We start from the raw sequence: 20,812 nt of genomic DNA, 5'->3' as shown, positions 1-20,812 counted from the left end.
GTGGTTTGTCTAGCAAGTGATTATATTGTATACAATATTAAAGGATATCACTATTTATAAAATATTCAACAAAATAAGCACTGTGAATTGCTCCACAGTGCTTATTTAATGCTTTTTTATGCTAAATTAGCAACTTTTTGTTTTTTATCTTTTTTGTTATCACGTTTTGCAATTAATTCTTCGTCAGTAGGAAACTTTCTGAAGTAAACAAAAATGATAAGTGCAATCACGAAGAAGACCATTGCGTAAATGATTGATCCAGCGATAATCTTGTTAAGAGTTAAACGAGTCATCATATGCTTCATACCATCTTGGATTTGCATTTCAACGAAGAAGAAGTTGAATGGATTGTAGATTAATTCACGGTGAACGTAGATAAAAATCATGAATAATCCGGCGATTCCTTCAGTGATGAATGTAAGGGATACCCCAAAGGCAATTGCACTGTACCAAGTCTTACAAAATCCAATTACCATCATTACGAATGATTCAAAAATGAAGAAGTAAGCGATGCTTCCTAAAGTAGCCCATTGTAATTCTAGCGCAACCTTACCCGCAAAAGCATTTTCTGGGAAGATTAGGTACTTCATGAAAAGGATAGTCAATACCGCAACAGCAAGTAAGATGAAGTAACTTACCCAGATAGTAATTACTTTTGAAAAGAAAATGGTAATTTTACTATGTTTTTCCATGTTTTCACGAATTTGTTTGTTACTATCTACACCAGCAAACCTGGTAGTAGTAATAATAGTAGCAAGTAATGTTAACACTGTGGTAATTCCACCAAGTGAGTTCATTAGTTTCCAGGCATCAAGGGTCTTTGTGTTTTTACCAATGACAGCCATTAAAATAGTAACGATAAATAAGAAAACAACCATTCCAGCGAAAATGATACGGTTTTTCTTGTTCATTTCTTGTTTTAACAAATCAACCAATATATTGGCCTCCAAATCTCATACGTTAATTATCATATGAAGAGTTTATCACTTTTATCCGTTCATTCCAATAAAAAAAGACCCATCCTAAAATGGATCGTTTTTTGGGCGTAGGGTTTTAGACGTTTCTGTGATTGTATACTAGGTAAGTAATTACTAGTATGATAATTCCCCAAATAATAGTACCAACTTCCAATTGAGGTAAAGATAGTCTTGATAATTGAGAGTATTCATGAATCGAGTATTGTCTCAAAATGTTTAAGAAGTTTAATGGGTTGTATTTAATCCATTCAAACTTGTCCATTAAGATATTTAAGAAGACGTTAATCACGTTTGATACGAAGTAAAATACCAAACCAATCGCAATTGCGACTGCATTACTCTTAAAGATGTTACTAATTAATAGTACGATTGGAATCATTAAAAATAGGTAGAATGACATTCCAATAAGGTATGGTAACATGTCACTCCATAAGAATGGACGAGCTTCGTTAAATAAAATATTACCAATTCCAGCAGCAATAAATGCGACTATTACAAGGTAAACGAACATTAATACAGTAATAATTAATTTTGAGATTAATATTTGTCCTCGAGAGAATTGACGGGCAAATAGGTATTTGATGGTGTTATTTGAGAAGTCACTAGTTAATAGGGAACTAGCAAAAACAATCATGGCAACCAAAGCCATTGCAAGACCGTTACTGAACATACGAGCACTTGAGTTAGTAACGCTCATAGCAGCACTGCCGTTGTGATAGAAATAACCGCTAAGCAATGAGATTGCTAGAATCACGATTCCCCAACCAATGTAGAACTTACCATGAATTTGTTTATATAATTCTTGTCTAAGTAAAGTTAACATTATTTTTCCTCCTTATTGTTGTCATCTGTTAGAAGCTTTAATAATGATTCTTCTAAATCAATTTGGTTTCTAGAAACATTGATAATTCCAATTCCAGCTTGGTTTAATGCTGAAAGTCCAGCGTTCATTGCAGTTGAATCTTCGTTGTCTGGGATTTCTAAGTTCTTGTCATAAACAGTAACTTCAAATCCGGCAGATTGTAAAGCAGCTTTACCAGCTTCTAAGTCAGCAACTTCAAATTTAATAGTCTTAGGACCTTCTGATAGGAATGAAGCAGAATCAGCTTTCTTAATGACCTTACCATGATTAATAACAACATAGTAATCAGCAATTCTTGATAGTTCATCAAGTAAGTGGCTTGAAATAAGAATGCTAATGCCGCGTTTAGCTAGCTTAACTAATAAATCGCGTAGATCATGGGTTGATTGAGGATCTAGACCGTTCATTGGTTCATCCAAAATTAGTAATTTTGGATGATTAAGTAATGAAATAGCAATTCCTAAACGTTGTTTCATACCTAATGAATATTTCTTTGCTTTCTTGTCAGCAAATTCAACAATTTGTGTTTCTTCCATTATCTGTTGAATTTCTTCATCAGTAGTAGAACCGTCATTAAATAGTTTTAAGTTTTGTCTACCAGTTAGGTTCAAATATGGAGCTGGTGATTCAATCATTGAGCCAACATTTTTAAGACTTTTACGTTTGTTGGTAGTCAATACTTCACCGTTAATTTTAATTAATCCGGAAGAGTAGTTAGTGAGACCGACAATACTCTTCATAATAGTTGATTTACCAGCACCATTAGGTCCAATTAGACCTAAGATGGTACCTGGTTCGATGTCAAAAGACACGTCGTATAAAGCTTGTTTTCTACCGAAAAACTTATCTAAACTTTTAACTTCAAGTGTTTTCATATTGTATCTCCTTATAACGATAGTTAATCACTTATGTAGCTAACTATATGTATTTTTACTTTAAAAGTCAATAGTAGTGGTAAAAAATTAATAAAACCTTAAGACCTTTATTAACAGCAGTATGAGGACTTTTGTTTCATTATCGAAATAATATGTAATATTCCTGTAACAATATTCTAACCTAACAGTAAAAAAACTGGGTTACATTGAGTGAGTAACTTAAGGAGGGAAAACATTATATGCATTCGAATAATAAAATGATTACCTTTACTGTATTGGTTTCATTATTGATTGCGACATTGTTTTTATTACCACATACTAAGGCAAACGCAGATGTAGTTGCAGATCAACAAGCTAATACTTCAACTACTCAAAACAACACTCAAGAAACAGAAAATACACAAACACAAACAATTAACGTGAAAAAAGCTAAGAAACATGGCAAGAAGATTGTTAGTTCTACTAAGATCAAAAAACATTCTTCATCAAGATTACATAAACGTCTCTCAGCTGCTAATGCAGCAGCCAAAGCATTTATCGCTAGCCATGAATCAGGTGGTTCATACACAGCAAGTAATGGTACTTGTTACGGTAAATACCAATTAGCAATTAGTTACTATCATGGTAACTTTTCACACAAGAACCAAGAAAGACTAGCTGACAAGTATGTTAAGAGTCGTTACGGCTCATGGGTCGCAGCCAAAGCATTTTGGTTAGCTCACAGCTGGTATTAATAAAAAAGAACCTAGTAATAGGTTCTTTTTTTGTGCAAATTACAATCTAGTATTGAAAACTAGATGACGTGGTTATATAATGAAATAAACCAATAACGAGGTATTTATTATATGAACAACGATTTTACAAAAAAGACTACTGAATCAGTTAAGCAAAAGTTTAACTGGATAAAAGACAAAACTTACTATTTACTAAATGAAATTTTTAGTGCAGTTACCCATGGAATTGGTGCATTGCTAGCAATTATTGGTGCAATCGCATTAATCATTCATGGATTTAACGTTGGTGGAGCAATGCGTATCACTAGTTTTATTATTTACGCTGTGACATTATTTGTGTTTTACATGGCCTCAACCATGTTCCATAGTTTATATTTCACTAAGGTGGAAAAGTTATTCCAAATTTTTGATCATTCTGCCATCTACCTATTAATTGCTGGAACATACACCCCATATTGTTTAATTGCGATTGGTGGTTGGTTAGGTTGGCTAATCCTATCTGTAATTTGGGTAATGACTGTTTTAGGAATTATCTATAAGTCAATTTGGATGGGTAAGTTAAAGACACTTTCTACTATTATTTATGTTGTAATGGGTTGGATGTGCTTGCTAGGAATTGTTGATTTATATGATTACCTAGGTGTTCATGGTTTCCTATTGTTACTATTTGGTGGAATCGCCTTTACACTAGGTGCATTAATATACAGTATTCCAAAGATTCCATTTGGCCATGTTATCTGGCACGTGTTTGTTATGGTTGGAACTATCTTAATGTACTTCTCAATTTACTTATATGTATAAAAAATAACGCTAGGTTAGTGGTAAACTAACTTAGCGTTTTTATTTTGCACTGAATAGATTTAAAATCACTACTCCTGCGACGATTAAAACTATTCCTAGAGCACTCATGATATTGATTTGTTCTTTATAAACTAATGATGCGATTGCAGTTGTTGCTAAAATCCCTAAAGCACTCCAATTGGCGTAAGCAATATTAAGCGGGATTTTAATCATTGCGATAGATAGAAAGTAAAAACATAATGCGAAAGAGATTAATGATCCGATAGTGGGTAGTAATTTAGAGAAACCCATCGACATCTTTAATAGGTTGGTGCCAATTAACTCTCCTACGATTGCCATTAACAAGAATAAATAATAAAACATATTAATTTACCTCGCCTTCAAATAATATTATCCTTATAAGTAAATAATATCACTTACGAATTTGTTTGTTTATCAAAAAAATAATAAAAAAGGTTTACTTACAAAAAGTAAGTGTTATAATAAAAATAATCAATCAAACAATAAAGGAGATTTTACTCATGAAAACAGAATTATTAGATTTACAAAAGAACCGTCGTACTATCTACGCTTTAGGTAGAAACGTTGAACAAAGCCAAGAAGAACTATCAAACTTCATTAAGGAAACTATCAAGCAAGCTCCTTCAGCTTTCAACAGCCAATCAACTCGTGCCGTTATTCTATTTAACGACTACCAAGACAAGATTTGGGACATCGTTTTAGATAACCTAAAACCACATCTAAAGGATGAAGAAGCAGTTAAAGCAACAACTGATAAGGTAACTGGTTTCAAGAACGGTTACGCTACTATCTTGTTCTTCACTGACATGGATGTTGTTCACGGTCTAGAAAAGAACTTCCCAGCATACGCTGATAACTTCTACGACTGGTCAGAACAAGCTCAAGGTAACGCTCAATACGCTGTATGGACTGGTTTAGCTGAAAACGGTCTAGGTGCTAACTTACAACATTACAACCCACTAATTGACGAAGACGTTGCTAAGGAATTTGACATTCCAGCTAGTTGGAGACTACGTGGTGAAATGGTATTCGGTTCAATTGAAGCTCCAGCACAAGCTAAGGACTACATGGGTGACGAAGATCGTTTCAAGATTTTTAAATAATTAAAACCCAATAAATAAAAACCAAAAAAAGACTAGGTTCAATCAAACCTAGTCTTTTTTATTATTGTTTTGTTCCTTTTGTGCCACGAGGGTTATTGTTTGATGGAGTATCATTGTTGTTACTATTTTTACCCATATGACGTTTTTTAGATAATTCTTTCAAACTTTGCATTGCTTTGGCATTACGAATGCTTTCAGGTGTTAAATTATGACTGTTAGAGAAATCTTCAACACGTTGACGTAATTCATAGTACCAAGGACGTTTAGCGTGAGTAGGGTATGAAATTATTACCAAATGATCATCTACATATTGACCTAAGTAAATTTGAGAAATTTCCTTATGAGTGTCTTTAGCTAAGTTTTCAATCCATTCAGTATCATGACCCATTCTGTCTAAGACGTCATTATTAACAGTTCCGTCAGTAATGATTGGGTAACTCAATGTTTCATCACCAAATGTTGTGATGGTTAATTGACCATTTTGTTCTAGCACGGCTGATTTAACATCTTGGAAGTTGCTGACCCCTTTGGTTCTTAACTTAAATGATAAGTCGGCAGCAGACATTCCGTTTTTCAAAGCAGTATCAACATTAACGATCCCGTTAGTGATGATGTTTTGAGGTTCACCTGCGAAAATCCGTCTGAATAATGGGAACTGACGACTAAGAATTCGACTAGTAAAGATAACCAATGACCAGATCAATAGAACAATGAAGAATTGAAGGGTACCGATTTGTTCGTTGTAAATCATACCCCCAATAATTCCCCCTAATACATAGTTTTGAACTTGGTCAACGGCGTTAGAAGGAGCCAAGTTACCTTTACCAGAAAGGTTAATTTGGATTACCAACATGACAAATCCAATTAAGAATTTGAATAGAATTTCCATGTATTCGGAGTTCAAACCACCGATAGTAATTGATGGTTCATCGTGATAACTAATCTTTGTAGGGATTAGTTGAATTGGTTGAAGTTGGTAACTGTTAAAACTAGCATTAAATGTTGCTTGGTAGAATTTGCTACCAACTTTAACTGTCATTCCGTTAGTTAATTGTGGTGAACTAACGTAAATCTTAGATGTGGAAATATGTTTGCTACGACTGATAGCTTTAACCATTTCAGTAGTTTGCGAATTTTGCGAAGAAGAATTTCTTTGTTGCAAGATATTGCTAAAACCAATTGAAATTGCTAAAACCGCCACTAAAGTCATAGTAATAAATAAATCACGATACTTTAAGTTCGTACGATCGCGCATATATTTGAATCCATTAAAGATAATCAATAATCCAACCACAACAGCGAGTGCTAATAATAAATATGTAACTAAACTGTTGGGATGGGTTAGATAGTTGTATGAATATAAATCCATGTCATCACCTATATCCTTTTTTATTATTAGTATATTCATTATTATAGGACGCTTTTAATTTTTAAACCATGCCTTGTAATGATCCGGTAACATTTTTTCACAATATTGAAACACTGCTGTTGCTGATATGTAGCATTTTGTCACTATAATGAAGTCAATCATTAAGAAAGTTTAAAGATTTTAGAGGACGAGGATTTAACTATGAATAAAACAACTATGAAAGTATTAATATCACTGACTATGACTGTAGCGATGGCATTTATCATGCTATTCCCTGCAAATGAAACAACAGCCAGTGCTAATAGTTCAAAATATGACAGTATTTATAATGTTGCTAATTCAAAATTAGGCACTCGTTATGTATACGGATCAACTGGTCCAAGTAGTTTTGATTGTTCTGGATTTGTAAGATACATATTCAAACATGGTGCTAACAAGCATCTTCCTAGAACAGCTCAATCTCAATACAATACCACTAAAAAAATTAGTAAAAAACAATTAAAAAAAGGTGATTTAGTTTTCATCGGAGCTTCAACTAAGAGTATTTACCACGTTGGAATGTATATTGGTAACGGTGAGATGATTGACGCTCAAAATAGAGGTGTCGTGAAAGAAAGTATTCACGCTCCATGGTGGCATGTTGTTGGATACACTCGTGCAATCTAATAAAAAGACATAACGTTTGGTTATGTCTTTTTATTTTATATTGATTTTTAATGAATAAGTAAGTATAGTTAGTTACATAAGTAATTAACTTTAAAAATACATATAGGGATGGATGAAGATGAATAAATTATATTGGAATCAAGTTGAATATAATAAAATAAAGCTCTATTTCACTTGTACCCGTAATGGAATTACTTTCATTAATAATCCCAATGCTGGAATATCTAACATTTACAATTTTTATCCAGAGTTGGATGCAGAGTTTTGTTTTGATAAACAAGTAACTGGTCCATACAAAGATGAAATAAAAGCATTTTTGGAAGGTGACATAAAATCATTCACCATCAAAACAGATATGACAGGTCAAAAATATAGTGCAATCTATCAGGCGATTAGAGAAATACAATACGGTTGTACCATTACTTTTAAACAATTCTGTCAACAACATCCTTTCGATGATGCCGAAGTAAAAGAAGCCATTCTTAATAATCCACTGATTATGATTATTCCAACACATCGAATTTTAGGGGTTGATTACTCTAATAGTTACCGAAAATTAGCAGATTTTAATCAATTACTATTAAATATTGAACAAGGATAGGTGGATATAATGAAAAAATTACCAGAATCAGTTAAAACAGTGTGGCTATATGCTGCATTAATTACGTTAGCAGTTGAAATAATCGTTTTTGCCGGTGCTTTTGTCGCTGTTAAATTCATGGATTGGCCATATGTTCAATACATTCCATTGGTTTTGGGAGTTATTTTCGTTCTATATACCACAATTGAAATGGCATTAATTCCTTATCGTTATGCATTCCATGCTTACGCAATTTATGAAGACCACATTGAAATCAGTCGTGGTTTTATATTTAGACGTCAATCAACGATTCCAATTGCGAGAGTCCAAAACGTTGATATTGAACAAGGTCCACTATTGATGATTAAAGATTTACACGAAATTAGCATTGATACTTCTGGATCATCTCATTCAATTGATGCGGTGACTAAGGAAGAATCAAAACGCATTAAGCAACGAGTAATGGAATTAGCAATGGAGGCGCGCAATGCACAATAAATTATTAAGTCCATTTGCATTTATCTACTATTTCCGTGGCCTCATCTACATGGTTCCGTTAAGCTTTTTGATTGCTAGCGGGATTCATGTTAGCTCAACAATAATGCTAGTTTTATTACTATCATTGTCATTTGGAAATGATATATTATCATATTTTTACTTTCGCTATTCCATCTTAGATGATCAAATCGTGATTAGAAAAGGAATCTTTGTTAAGAAGACGATTCACATTCCATTTTCAAGAATTCAATCGATTCAACATAGTCAATTATTTCTTTTAAAACCTTTCAATATTGAATCAATTAAGATTGAAACTGCAGGTAAAAAGTCTGAAGATGGTAATGAACTGACAGCTGTTAACGTTCAAGTCGGTGAGTACCTAGAACAAAAGCACCGTGAATTTGTTCACCCAACTATTGATGAAGCAGTAGTTGAAGAAAAACAGCAACAAGCCGTAGAGACAACCAGTTCAGATAACAGTTACATTGCTGGAATCAAAGACATTGTTCTTTTTAGCTTTACTAATCTTAAGTTGCTCTATTTGTTTGTATTTTTACTATCTAGACTTGGTGGTGATTTCTTTTCATCAGCCATTGACGATGCTGCAAACAAACTTAGTCAGATGAGTGTAGCAGTAATCATCGCTAGTGTAATCACGGGGATTTTATTAGCGCAAACGTTAGTAGTTGTATATAACGTAATTAGATATTTTGATTTTACACTATCCAAAAAGGATAAATATTTAGAAATTGAAATGGGATTATTATCACGTAGTAAGATTCGTGTTTCCACCAACCGAATTCAAAGCGTGTTGGTAGAGCAAAACTTATTGCAAAAGTGGATTCACACCAGCACCGTTAGAATCGTGCTTGCGACTGATGAATCTTCAAAAGATGATAATGGTAAAGAATTAGCAATTGCTCTACCAAACCTGTTTGCGAAGGATTTTGCCAAACGATTTAAAGAATACATTGGATGGGTTCCATTACAATATGTAGCAACATTTAAACCAAAAATTAGAGCATGGTGGATATTTAGCCGTAACGTATCATGGTTAGTACTGGTTCCAATAATCTCGATGTGGTTCTTCGATAATGAAGTCAAAATAATTTTAGCTTTAATTGCTTTATTATTGTTATTAATCATTATCGGAAACGCACACTTTAAATATGTAAGCACCGAAGTTAGTTTATCCGGGGATGATAAAGATGCTAGTATGATGATCAGTACTAGTCGCTTATTGAATAAACGCCAATATCATATTGTATGGCATCAAATTCAAGCGATGCGTATTCGTCAATCTATTTGGATGAAGAAGACTCAATTAGCCCATATTGAAGTCATTATCCGTAGTGGAATGACTGGAAAAACAATCACTGCGAAATATTTACCTTTCAATGACGCCCAAAAGGTGTATGATTGGTATCGTCAATAGAGAAAAATAGCGTAAAATTAAATTAAATCGTGTGCAAACTATTGACACAAGATGTAAAACGAGTATTATATATCTTGTAATATAAATAAAGGGGGTTCATTTTTATGAAACTAACTATTACAGATGCAGCAAAAGAAAAGATTCAAAACAAGATTCAAGGTGACGCTAAGTTCTTCTTGAGTTTAGATGATGGTGTTGGAAACTTCTCTGACGCAGGATCATGTGCAATTGATACATCTTTTGATTTCATTGCAGTTAACCCTGATTTAGACGACAAAGATTTTAATGCAGAAATGGACTCAGATTTAGGTCCAGTATTCTACAAAGACTACAGTGGCTCATTCCTAGAACAAAACTTGAAGTTCGATGTAATGTACAATGCATTGGTACTAAAAGGTGATTCAGGGATGATCGACGGTAACGTACCAGTAGTCGACAAGAGAAACTAAAAACAATTATAAAAACTAAGCTTAAGTAACAAAACAATTATGGGTAAAAAAGACGACTGATTCAGTCGTCTTTTTTTGTGTCGTTATTTTAATGTCTGATGATTAATGGGTTTGAATTGAGTGCAACAATATTTTGGTGAATGATAATAAATCGGCAAAATTACCCTTAACCGTATTTTTAGAAACAAACTTACGTTTTTTTAAATCATTTTCCCAACTAGCAACATCTTTATAAAATTGAGCCTTATTAAAATGCATAATATCCTCCTTATCAAATAGCTATTAATCAGTTATTTGCATTGTTTTTTTGTTTTTTTTTTGTTTTTTTTTTGTTTTGTTATAATCTCATTATAAACACATTATAATTTAATTATGAACTCATTGTAGTCTCATTTTTATAGATGTCAATATCTAAGTTAGGGGGAGTTGTATATGATCAAAATTTTAAAAAATAAAGCGGTCTTTGGACTGTTAGGAAGCACCTTTTTTCAAGTGCTAGGAATTAGCCTCTTTAATATGATATTGCTTATCCTGGCGAAGTCTAGCAATCAACCATCCTTATGGGTGACGATTGCATCCATCGCGTCAACGATTCCAGGAGTCTTATCTGCGATGTTAGGTAAAATCGCTGGTGATTTAACTAATAAAGCTAAGTGGGTGATTTTATTAACCTTTACTCAATCAGCATTTTTCCTAGTTTTATTCACCGTTTTTCTTTCACACAATCCAAGTGAATTAGGAATTGCGATTGGAATTAATTTAGTATCAGATATTGTCGGGGTAGTGATTGGACTATTAAAATTACCAATCATCCAAAATAAAGTGCCTAAGGAACTAAGGCAACAAACGATTGGCTTTTATGACAGTATTGGTTTGATTATGCAACCTATCGGGCAAGCGATTGGATTATCATACATAGCATCAACCGGTAACTACATACTAGGAAGCTTCATTAATGCCACTACCTTTTTTATTTCAGGATGTATTTTATTCCTATCGAGAAAAAACTTATCTTATGTTGAGCCCAAAAGAGAAGCAAGTGAAAAATCTGGTAAAGGACGTGGCTTTAAGAAAGCTTTCTCTTCACTGGGGAATATTACCGGGTTACCTATCGTTCGAATCTTAGGATCATTGGTCATCTTAAATGCACTGGGTGCAAGTATTGATGGGATTTTAAATCTATACATTTTGGAACATCCACAAGTTAGTCCACTAGGCTTTGGATTGACAATTTTAATTATTAATATCATTTTCGTGGTAGGAAATGTTTTAGGTTCTGTGATTGTCCATGATTTTTTGAAAAATACTAGTATTCAAAAATTATTACTACTAGCAGCATGGCTACTAGGGATTTTCTTTATCATTTTGATGTTTAATTTAAGTGTCTTCGTGATTATGATCGTTTTGTTCAGCATTATGTATGTGCTAGGTAAAATTAATCCAAAACTATCTGCCATGTTAATGGACAACGTTGATTCAGCATCATTAAGTACCATTTTAGGGATTTTAAATAGTAGTTTAACGGTTGCTACACCAATTGGTAGTATCTTTTTAGTTGGTGGATACACCTTAATTGGGAAGACACCAGTTTTAAGCATTAGTTTGTTTATGATTATGGTAGTTATCATTCTATTATCGATCAAAGTGAAACCGAAAGAATTAAGTTAATTCATTGTTTTTATAAAATAAACGAAAGTAGGTTAGAAAATTGATAAAAAAATACTGGCATAGTCAATTTAAATGGTTATTCTTATCTGGTGCATTAGAAAGTATTGGGAGTAGCCTTTTTGGAATCGTACTATTAATGATGATAGCTGAAAACTTTACGGGATCAGAAAGAGGATGGTTAATCACTGCCACTTCTTTCGTAAATATTATTCCTTCTGTATTAAATTTTTTAACTGGATATTACGCAGACAAAACTATCAAAAAAATTAGAATATCAAGAATAATAAGATGTGTACAGATGTTTATATATTTATTAATAGCATTATTTGCCAAAAGTTTATCTATTTATTCTGTGATTTTCATTTTAGTAATAATTTCATTTTCTAAAGTAAGTGGTAGTTATGCTGGAGGATTGCTATACGAAAAAGAAATAGAGGTAGTTGACGATAATGATAGGGAACAAATAATTTCTTGGAGTTCTGGAAGTATTTCTACGTTATCAATGGTATCTCAACTAATTGGTCCTACTATTTTAGTATTAATCAATTACAAATATGAATATTTTGCATTACTTAATGCACTAATTTTTGGTATTAGTGCATTATTATTGGGTAACTTAAGTGAATCTTCTAGACATACTGGTTCAACAAAGAATCCTACTACTGAGGATAATAAATCTAATACTACTTTTTTAGGAGCTTTAAAAACGATTTTTTCCGTTCCATTATTGGGATGTTATATTTCGATTTATGCCTTCGCAGGGATTGTAGGATCTGCATTAGAAAATGTATTCTCCTTATATTTTGCAAATTATCAACAACAACAAATTAGTTCATTTGGTTTTACGATAGCTCTTGTCGGAGTAGTATTTTCAGTTGCAGAGGTTCTGGGAGCTCTTTTCCCACTATCTGTGTTTAAAAAGATTTCTTTTCTAAATTTAGTAGGTTTACAGACCTTTATTTTGTTATTAGGTGTTGTTGTAGCTGAATTATTTTTATCAACATATGCATTTTTAGTTTTACTATTTTTAGCTGGTTTTTTACAAGGAAAGGCTGGTCCAAAACTAAATGCATGGATTATGAATCAAGATATAACAGATAATATTGCACTCTCTTTGGGACTTATCTCAACTACTATGACATTCACACTACCTATAGGCCAACTAATATTCATGAGTATTGCGAATATATGGACAGTTACACTAAGTTTAGAGTTAATGGCAATATACATGCTATTTCTATTGGCATACATTATTTTTATCAATTACAAGATTAAAAAAAGCCATTAATTAAGAGAAAAATTACTAACATTAAAGATAGAAATTATTTTCGTTGGAAATAGTTTTTATCTTTTTTATTTGTTATAAAATTTGATCAGTTATGAATATTCGTTTAAAACAAAAAATGGGAAGAATGTTACCGGTTAAGTACCGGATTAATTCCTCCCATAAAATTGCATGACTATCCATGAACTTTAGTAGTTCAGGTCATCTGCTTTTTTATTTTTATTTACCTCAAAAAACGGTGTCTATTTGACTATGCTTCTTGAGCTTATTTTCCTACGTTAATTGGCATAGCGCGATCCCCTTTCTTGACAATTAGGAAAGATCTTGTTGTTAACCATCAAACAAAAATCTTTCGATAATTGTTTTTTATTCCTAACTTGTCTAAAAAGTGATCTCTTTATAATAATGTGATTGTTTATGGATTATTTACTAATAACCTTAGTTGAATCAGCAATAAAATTCGAGATTACAGAAACATTAGACAATTCATTATTAATCCAAATATAAAATAGTTTCATGCGATAATCTCCTTACTTTTCGAATTTAACGAATAAGATTTGATAGGTCACGTGACAGAATGCTTAATCGTTAATCGTATTATATTCTCTTTTTTAATTATTTCAACCATTTATACTTAAAAACTTATTGTTGTATAATTTTGAATCGAATTTAGTTGACGATTCAAGATACTTTAAAATTAAATCCATTCTTGATAGAATGCTAACAATAAGTAAGCAAAAAGGAGAGCTTTATTATGGCTAAAATTTTAGTAATTGGAGCCCATGGTAATGTGGGAATTCATATCGTAGAAAAACTAGGACAAGATGGCGACCAAGTTCTAGCGGGTGTTCGAAGCGAAAAACAATTTGGTGAATATGTTGAATTTGAAAATGTTCAACCAATTGAATTCGATTTAGACGGTACGATTGAAGATATGGCTAAGCTATACCAAGACAATCAAGTCGAACAAATCATCTTCTCTGCTGGTTCAGGTGGTGCGACTGGAGATGACCAAACAATGATTATCGATTTAGATGGTGCAATTAAATCAATGTTAGCTGCTAAGCAAGCAGGGGTAAAACGTTATCTAATGGTTAGTGCAATGGGTGCAGATGACCGTAGTTTCTGGGCAGATTCAGGATTACACGCATACTACATTGCTAAACATTACGCAGATGTTCATTTGCGTAATAGTGGTCTAGATTACACTATCGTAAGACCTTCTGCTTTAACCTTCGACGACCAAAGTAATCAAGTTCAAGTCGTTGAAAAACGTGAAGCAGGGATGCATATCGCAAGATTAGATGTAGCCCAATTTGTTGTTGATGCAATTCATAATGACCAAACAATTCACCAAATTTTAGAAATCACTGCCAAATAGTTAGTTTGTATAAATTAGCTTGTCTGAACTGATTTCATGTGATATTGTTATTTGAGTTATTAAAAGAATCAATAAAATAATGCAGCTCTTGATTCGATTGAGGACCAAGGGCTGTTTTTAATTAAATTGATTAGATGGAGGTATGAAATGATAACTGTCACTAATATGGGATTACATTTTTCAGGTAAAAAGTTATATGAAGATGTAAACCTTAAATTCACACCAGGTAACTGTTATGGGGTTATCGGGGCCAATGGTGCTGGTAAATCAACTTTTCTAAAAATGCTAGAAGGAAAGATTGAACCCACCACAGGTAGTATCTCAATCGGTAAGAATGAACGAATTTCTAGTTTGAACCAAGATCACTATGGCTTTGAAGAATTTGAAGTTTTAGACACTGTGATTCAAGGACACGAAAAGTTATACAAGATCATGAAAGAAAAGGATGCTTTATACGCTAAAGAAGATTTTTCTGATGAAGATGGAGTAAAAGCTGCTGAATTAGAAGGTGAATTCGCCGAAATGGACGGATGGAACGCCGAAGCAGATGCTTCACAATTACTACAAAACGTAGGAATTGATGAATCATTACACAATGAAAAGATGAGTGAACTAACTGAAGGTCAAAAGGTGAAGGTCTTATTAGCTCAAGCATTATTTGGTAATCCAGATATTCTATTACTTGATGAACCTACCAACGGTTTGGATAACCATACCGTTGAATGGCTACAAGAGTTTTTAGCTGATTACGAAAACATCGCGATTGTAGTTTCTCATGATAGATACTTCTTAAACCAAGTATGTACAATGATGTGTGACGTTGATTTCAAGAAGATTTCACTATACGTGGGTAACTACGACTTTTGGTTGAAATCAAGTCAATTAGCTGCTAAGTTACGTCAAGATGCTAACGCTAAGAAAGAAGATCAAATCAAAGAATTGAAAGAATTTATCGCTCGATTCTCTGCCAACGCTTCTAAGTCAAAACAAGCAACTTCTAGAAAGAAACAATTAGACAAGATTACACTAGATGATATTCAACCATCTTCACGTAAATACCCATTCATTAAGTTTGAAAAAGAACGTGATTTAGGAAACGATTTAGTTTCAGTGAAGAACATTTCTAAGACAATTGATGGTAAGAAGATTTTGGATAACATCACATTTACATTAAGACCAGGTGAAAAGACTGCTATCATTAGTAGAAATGATTTAGCTACTACTACTTTAATGCAAATCTTAGCCGGTAAGATGGCACCTGATGAAGGTGAAGTAGTTTGGGGCCAAACCACTAAAGCTACTTACATGCCAAAGAACATTAACTCTGACTTCGATGACGATTCATTAACTATCATTGATTGGTTAAGACAATACGCATCTAAAGAAGAAAGTGACGATCCATTCTTACGTAGTTTCTTAGGAAGGATGCTATTCTCTGGAGACAATATTCAAAAGCAAATCAAGGTATTGTCAGGGGGCGAAAAGGTTCGTTGTATGTTATCTAAGATGATGCTTCAAAAAGGAAATGTATTGATTTTAGATGACCCAACCAACCATTTGGACATGGAATCAATTACTGCATTAAATGACAGTCTAATTCCGTTTAACGGTTCAATTATCTTCACTTCACATGATAGAGAATTTGTTCAAACTATCGCTGATCACATTATTGAAGTATCTGATAAAGGGATGGTTCAAAGAGCCGATACTCACTATGATGATTTCGTAAATCATCCAGATGTTCAAAAGCAAGTTGAAGAACTTTACTAAAAAGCAAAGACACAGTTTTCATGACTGTGTCTTTTTTTAGTCTCGTGTCAAAAATATTACCAAAATGTTAAGATTTTCTTACAAGAGTGCATAATATTATTATTCGGTTTTTATTTGTATTATATTAGAAACATAAAATATATTAATTTTTATGGATGGAGTGGAATTTATGAAGAAAATATTATCATCATTGGGATTGGTAATGTTTTTGGGGGTTGCTGCACTAACAATTAATGGTAATGCAACTGCTAATGCTGATGAAAACGGTAGTCAACAAACTACTGAAGCTAGTTCAAATAGTTCTAGCCAAACAAGTACAACTACTAGTCAAGAAGGTACTAACACAAATACTAGTACAACTAATGGTTCAAACACCACAGATACTGAAACAGAATTTGTTAATCATGTCGATTTTACAATCAAATCTGCAAAATCTGAAAATGCGCGAATCATTAATACTGACAACGTTAAGGTCTTTGCTGGTCCATACAACCGTGGAACTAAGCTACTAAAGACAGTTAACTTAAATGGTCAACTAGTTCAACTAAACAAGGTAGCAACTTCTGCTGAAAGAACTTACTACCAAGTAATTTACCAAGGTAAGACTTTAGGTTGGATTAACGCCACATACCTAAGTACTACTAACGTATACGAATTACCATTTGTATACACTAGTCAACACTTCCCATTTGATGCACCAAATGGTTGTGAAGCTACAGCCCTAAAGATGGCACTATCAACTAAGAGCGTTGGTTTGAACCACGGTTTAAACTACTTCTTAAAGAGAATGCCTCGTGCTAAATATGACCAAAACAAGGGATTTGTTGGTAACCCATACGCGGTTAACAACACTAACCAAGATTGGACTATTTACCCTAAGGCACTAGCTAAATTCGGTCGTCAATTCAGAAAGAGTGTTTACAACATTACCGGTGCTTCTAAATCAAAGATTATTTACGAAGTCGAACACGGTAACCCAGTTATCGCTGCTACTGGATACAGAATGAGAAAAGCTACTGGTCACACCTTAGTAGTTGTTGGTTACAAACGTGGTTACTTCAAGATGGCAGATCCATCATCATGGGAATCACAAATGAAATCAAACAAGAATAACCCAGTATTTTGGGTTTCAACTAGTCAATTTATGAAGCTATACAACCAAGAAGGTCGTAAGGCAGTTCTAGTTCACTAGGATAAATTAAAAGAGCATCCATTGGATGCTCTTTTTTTATACATATTTTTCTGTTAAACGAATAAATTCATCGACATCTTTTTGGATTAGCTTAACGCCATCTTCCCAGAAGTCTGGTTTAGTTAAATCAACACCTAGATGTTTCATAGCTAATTCTTCAGTAGACATGTTAGCAGTGTCTTGAAGTAATGCGATGTATTGATCTTCAAAGTTATCACTTTCTTGAGCTTTGGCATAGATACCTAAGCTGAATAGGTAACCAAATGTGTATGGGAAGTTGTAGAAAGGTACATCATCAAAGTAGAAATGCATCTTGCTTTCCCAGAAATGAGTAGAGTAAGTTGATAGTGAGTTATCATACGCTTCTTTTTGTGCATCTAACATTAAGTCGTTGATTTCGCTGGCAGTTAGAACACCATCTTTACGTTTTTCGTAGAATTTCTTTTCAAAAATAAAACGAGCATGAATGTTTAAGAACATCGCAACAGGATTATCCATCTTTGCGTTTAATAGGTTAATCTTTTCTTCGTCAGTTTGTGCTTCTTTAACGTTGGCGTCAGAAACGATTAATTCACTGAAAGTGGATGCTGTTTCCGCAACGTTCATCGCATAATCTTGACGGAAGTAAGGTAGTTCGTTCATCACGCTACTGTGGAAAGCATGACCTAATTCGTGCGCAATTGTTGATGCGTCGTTAGGTGAACCAGTGAAAGTTAAGAAAATTCTAGATTCACCAGTTTCTGGAAGGCTTTCCATGTAACCACCTGGTTCTTTACCTGGACGATTTTCAGCTTCAATCCATTGGTTTTCAAATGCACGTTGTGCTAATTGAGCCATCTTAGGTGAGAAACTATTGAATTGTTTAATGATAAATTCAGCGGCTTCATCGTATGTGAATGTTTTGACTTCACCGTCACCGATATTAAGTGGTGCAGCAACGTCTTCCCAGCCAATTTGTTCTTTGCCGATTAATTGAGCTTTACGATTTAAGAAATCGATTAAAACATCTTTATTAGCATCGACCACTTTCCACATTGTATCCAATGTCTTTTGAGACATGCGGTTTAATTCTAGTGGGTATTTCAAGAAATCGTCAGTACCATGGAAACGATAGTCTAATAAACGACTTCCTGAAACATGGTTTAAAGTATCAGCAAATAGGTTTTGTTTGTCGCCCCATGCTTCTTCCCATTTAGGCATTAATTCAGCACGGTATTTAGGATCTGCATTTCCTAGAATTTCGTTATCAGCTTGTCCTGCTGATAGGGTCTTAGGATTGCCTTCGTTATCTTTGAAATCAACTTGGACTGAAGAAACTAATGTGCTGTAATGGTTTGACCATGCACTTAGGCCTTCCAAATTCATTTCAGCGATGATGGCTTCTTCGTTGTCATCTAATAATTCTTGACCAAAATGACGTTGTTCGTTCAAAGAGAAAATGATTTTATGTAGTGAGGGTTCAGTAATTAACTTTTCGAATGCATCGTCAGATAATGATGCTAACTTCTTTTGTAGTAATTGACTAATTTGAGCGGCTTTAACGTCTAATGATTGAATCTTATCAATTAATGGAGTTACTTCTTCGTTATTAACATCTTCTGAATGTTTACCGCTAATGTACATACCAGTTTGAACGATACCAGCTTGAATCTTTTGAATGAAGTCGGTTAGTTCTGTAAAACGAGTAAAGTGTTCGTCGTCATCAGTAAAATGGTAATCGTTAATCGCATCACGGAAAGTGTTGATTGATTCACCAATTACTTGTATCTTTTCAGTTAACGCTTTTCCGTGTAAACCACCTGGGAAAATTGAATCTAAATCCCAATTTAAAGAATATTTCATGAGTGAGCCTCCTAAAAAATATGATTGTGGATAATTATATCAGTTAATTAATAAAAAAGCCGATAAAATTCTCATTTTATCGGTTTTTATAATTGATTATAATCTTTTAAAAGTTTGTCACGTAAGTCTTTGTTGGATATAAAAATATATAATCCTTTCACACCACGTTTTAATAAAACGTTAGCGGAATTTAATACTAGCTCTTGTTTAATTCGATTGAATTCATCGACATCTGTGATATCAGCGCGTTTCTTGAGTGATTCAACGTCAGTAAATTTACCTAAGTTGACTTTAATTTGGTCACCTTCAGCATGGATAATGGGTCCTAGGATAACGCCAACATAGTTTAAATCAAATCCTTGGCAGGTAAACATTGAACCCACTTCGTTAATTGTTTCTGGGATTTCTGCCCATGGAGTTTGCGTATAGTTATATTGATCCCACGGCATTTTGAAATCCGGTTCTAAAACATAATGTTTTCCACCGTCTAACGTAGAAGGGTATCCAGAAGTGGAAACGATTCTAGATAACCCAACCTCATTATTTTTTTCGACAATTAATTTCCGCATTTCTTCTGCATTATCAAAAATTCTAAAGTCGTAATCTTTTTTAGCATCCTTAGGAAGTGGTGTTAACGTTCCATCGGTAAAACGATTAATCCATTGAACCAAACTATCGCTAGCGGCCATTCTGAATTGATGGGTTAAGTGATACTCGTCATTTGTGTATGGATCGATAATATGGTGCAATCTTTCTATATTCCAAAATGATTTAGTGCGAAGTACTTGACGATGGTCAAATACTAAAATCGTGATTTGTGATCTTTTGATGATTTCGCTCAACTGATTATCATAGTAGAAATTATTATAGTGATCACCACGAGATAACAATAAGTGGGCTTCATCGATAATCGTAATATCCACTGGTTCATGCGTCTTATCGTTTTGGTTAATAAATGAAGTAGGACGGTTGAAATTTTTCTTTAAAACATTTTTCTGACTTCCTGCCATCTTTTTGTATACTTTTAAAATTTCAGGATGGTTAACTAGGAAATAGTTATGACTCTTGTAAAGCGGACTTTGTTTATCATGAGCTAATTGTTGAATATCATAAAATAGTTTACTTAAAATCACTGATTTACCAGTTCCAGCATCACCATAAATAGTAAAGACCGCATGCTTATCATCACTGATGTGATTGATTGAGAATTGTTTGATGCGTTCAACCAATTCTGCTTGCTCTGCGGTCAATTGTTTACTGGGAGCTAGTTTGTCATCGGCAGCGTTACTGTTTGCCATTGTCAA

Annotated in this window: 21 protein-coding genes; 13 read left to right on the top strand and 8 right to left on the bottom strand. The window is 33.5% G+C overall.

Annotation, left to right across the window (positions count from 1 at the left end):
* Window positions 1-116: 116 nt before the first annotated feature.
* The 3 genes from RZ74_RS05945 to RZ74_RS05935 form a co-directional block, all read right to left on the bottom strand.
* A complete protein-coding gene (locus tag RZ74_RS05945) occupies window positions 117-935 on the bottom strand; it encodes a hypothetical protein (RefSeq protein WP_053950486.1) in 819 nt (272 codons plus the stop codon).
* A gap of 118 nt (window positions 936-1,053) precedes the next feature.
* The gene (locus RZ74_RS05940) at window positions 1,054-1,800 is read right to left on the bottom strand and encodes an ABC transporter permease (RefSeq protein ID WP_053950485.1); all 747 of its coding nucleotides are present in this window, start codon (window positions 1,798-1,800) and stop codon (window positions 1,054-1,056) included.
* A complete protein-coding gene (locus tag RZ74_RS05935) occupies window positions 1,800-2,714 on the bottom strand; it encodes an ABC transporter ATP-binding protein (protein ID WP_053950484.1) in 915 nt (304 codons plus the stop codon). The genes RZ74_RS05940 and RZ74_RS05935 overlap by 1 nt, the downstream gene beginning before the upstream one ends.
* 239 nt (window positions 2,715-2,953) lie before the next feature.
* Between RZ74_RS05935 and RZ74_RS07015 the strand changes: the two genes are divergently transcribed.
* Window positions 2,954-3,448 (top strand): aggregation-promoting factor C-terminal-like domain-containing protein, encoded by a 495-nt coding sequence (locus tag RZ74_RS07015; RefSeq protein ID WP_083437188.1) that lies wholly within the window; start codon window positions 2,954-2,956, stop codon window positions 3,446-3,448.
* A 111-nt stretch (window positions 3,449-3,559) separates the two neighbouring features.
* Complete coding sequence (gene trhA, locus RZ74_RS05925; RefSeq protein ID WP_083437187.1) at window positions 3,560-4,249, top strand: PAQR family membrane homeostasis protein TrhA; 690 nt, start codon at window positions 3,560-3,562, stop codon at window positions 4,247-4,249.
* Window positions 4,250-4,288: 39 nt separating this feature from the next.
* On the opposite strand, the gene RZ74_RS05920 is transcribed toward trhA, so the two are convergent.
* Window positions 4,289-4,612 carry a DMT family transporter gene (locus RZ74_RS05920; protein ID WP_053950483.1) on the bottom strand — a complete coding sequence of 108 codons (324 nt, stop codon included), beginning with the start codon at window positions 4,610-4,612 and terminating at the stop codon, window positions 4,289-4,291.
* A 158-nt stretch (window positions 4,613-4,770) separates the two neighbouring features.
* Here RZ74_RS05920 and RZ74_RS05915 point away from each other — a divergent pair, with 158 nt between their 5' ends.
* Complete coding sequence (locus RZ74_RS05915; RefSeq protein WP_053950482.1) at window positions 4,771-5,373, top strand: nitroreductase family protein; 603 nt, start codon at window positions 4,771-4,773, stop codon at window positions 5,371-5,373.
* 61 nt (window positions 5,374-5,434) lie between these two features.
* Here the strand turns inward: RZ74_RS05915 and RZ74_RS06900 are convergent, their stop codons facing one another.
* On the bottom strand, window positions 5,435-6,742 hold the full coding sequence (locus RZ74_RS06900) for a DUF3290 family protein (protein ID WP_187291406.1): 1,308 nt from the start codon (window positions 6,740-6,742) through the stop codon (window positions 5,435-5,437).
* Between the two features lie 201 nt (window positions 6,743-6,943).
* On the opposite strand from RZ74_RS06900, the gene RZ74_RS05905 reads away from it, so the two are divergent.
* The 5 genes from RZ74_RS05905 to RZ74_RS05885 all read left to right on the top strand — a co-directional run bounded on the left by RZ74_RS05905 (window position 6,944) and on the right by RZ74_RS05885 (window position 10,370).
* On the top strand, window positions 6,944-7,408 hold the full coding sequence (locus RZ74_RS05905; RefSeq protein WP_053950481.1) for a C40 family peptidase: 465 nt from the start codon (window positions 6,944-6,946) through the stop codon (window positions 7,406-7,408).
* A 118-nt stretch (window positions 7,409-7,526) separates the two neighbouring features.
* Entirely contained in the window at window positions 7,527-8,009 is a 483-nt protein-coding gene (locus RZ74_RS05900) for an MGMT family protein (RefSeq protein ID WP_053950480.1), read from the top strand.
* Window positions 8,010-8,018: 9 nt separating this feature from the next.
* Complete coding sequence (locus RZ74_RS05895) at window positions 8,019-8,486, top strand: PH domain-containing protein (protein ID WP_053950479.1); 468 nt, start codon at window positions 8,019-8,021, stop codon at window positions 8,484-8,486.
* Entirely contained in the window at window positions 8,476-9,921 is a 1,446-nt protein-coding gene (locus tag RZ74_RS05890; protein WP_053950478.1) for a PH domain-containing protein, read from the top strand. Before RZ74_RS05895 ends, RZ74_RS05890 begins: the two co-directional genes overlap by 11 nt.
* A gap of 104 nt (window positions 9,922-10,025) precedes the next feature.
* Window positions 10,026-10,370 carry an iron-sulfur cluster biosynthesis family protein gene (locus tag RZ74_RS05885; protein ID WP_053950477.1) on the top strand — a complete coding sequence of 115 codons (345 nt, stop codon included), beginning with the start codon at window positions 10,026-10,028 and terminating at the stop codon, window positions 10,368-10,370.
* Between the two features lie 102 nt (window positions 10,371-10,472).
* On the opposite strand, the gene RZ74_RS06975 is transcribed toward RZ74_RS05885, so the two are convergent.
* On the bottom strand, window positions 10,473-10,628 hold the full coding sequence (locus tag RZ74_RS06975) for a hypothetical protein (protein WP_187291405.1): 156 nt from the start codon (window positions 10,626-10,628) through the stop codon (window positions 10,473-10,475).
* Window positions 10,629-10,802: 174 nt separating this feature from the next.
* Between RZ74_RS06975 and RZ74_RS05880 the strand changes: the two genes are divergently transcribed.
* The 5 genes from RZ74_RS05880 (at window position 10,803) to RZ74_RS05860 (ending at window position 17,666) form a co-directional block, all read left to right on the top strand.
* Window positions 10,803-12,038: an MFS transporter gene (locus tag RZ74_RS05880; protein ID WP_148562081.1), complete on the top strand. Its 1,236-nt coding sequence runs from the start codon at window positions 10,803-10,805 to the stop codon at window positions 12,036-12,038.
* A gap of 40 nt (window positions 12,039-12,078) precedes the next feature.
* Window positions 12,079-13,326: an MFS transporter gene (locus RZ74_RS05875; RefSeq protein ID WP_053950475.1), complete on the top strand. Its 1,248-nt coding sequence runs from the start codon at window positions 12,079-12,081 to the stop codon at window positions 13,324-13,326.
* Window positions 13,327-14,077: 751 nt separating this feature from the next.
* On the top strand, window positions 14,078-14,704 hold the full coding sequence (locus RZ74_RS05870) for an SDR family oxidoreductase (RefSeq protein ID WP_053950474.1): 627 nt from the start codon (window positions 14,078-14,080) through the stop codon (window positions 14,702-14,704).
* Window positions 14,705-14,851: 147 nt separating this feature from the next.
* Window positions 14,852-16,474, top strand: coding sequence for an ABC-F family ATP-binding cassette domain-containing protein (locus RZ74_RS05865; RefSeq protein WP_053950473.1), 1,623 nt, complete (start codon window positions 14,852-14,854; stop codon window positions 16,472-16,474).
* 169 nt (window positions 16,475-16,643) lie between these two features.
* The gene (locus RZ74_RS05860) at window positions 16,644-17,666 is read left to right on the top strand and encodes a C39 family peptidase (protein ID WP_053950472.1); all 1,023 of its coding nucleotides are present in this window, start codon (window positions 16,644-16,646) and stop codon (window positions 17,664-17,666) included.
* A gap of 36 nt (window positions 17,667-17,702) precedes the next feature.
* On the opposite strand, the gene RZ74_RS05855 is transcribed toward RZ74_RS05860, so the two are convergent.
* Together RZ74_RS05855 and RZ74_RS05850 are read right to left on the bottom strand one after the other, a co-directional pair.
* Window positions 17,703-19,508: a M3 family oligoendopeptidase gene (locus RZ74_RS05855; RefSeq protein WP_053950471.1), complete on the bottom strand. Its 1,806-nt coding sequence runs from the start codon at window positions 19,506-19,508 to the stop codon at window positions 17,703-17,705.
* Between the two features lie 86 nt (window positions 19,509-19,594).
* Entirely contained in the window at window positions 19,595-20,806 is a 1,212-nt protein-coding gene (locus RZ74_RS05850; protein ID WP_053950470.1) for a DUF2075 domain-containing protein, read from the bottom strand.
* Window positions 20,807-20,812: the final 6 nt, after the last annotated feature.

The sequence above is a fragment of the Apilactobacillus apinorum genome, from assembly GCF_001281175.1.
Classification (GTDB): domain Bacteria; phylum Bacillota; class Bacilli; order Lactobacillales; family Lactobacillaceae; genus Apilactobacillus; species Apilactobacillus apinorum.
Note: the sequence above shows the minus strand (reverse complement) of the source record. Positions and strands in the feature narration are given on the sequence as shown.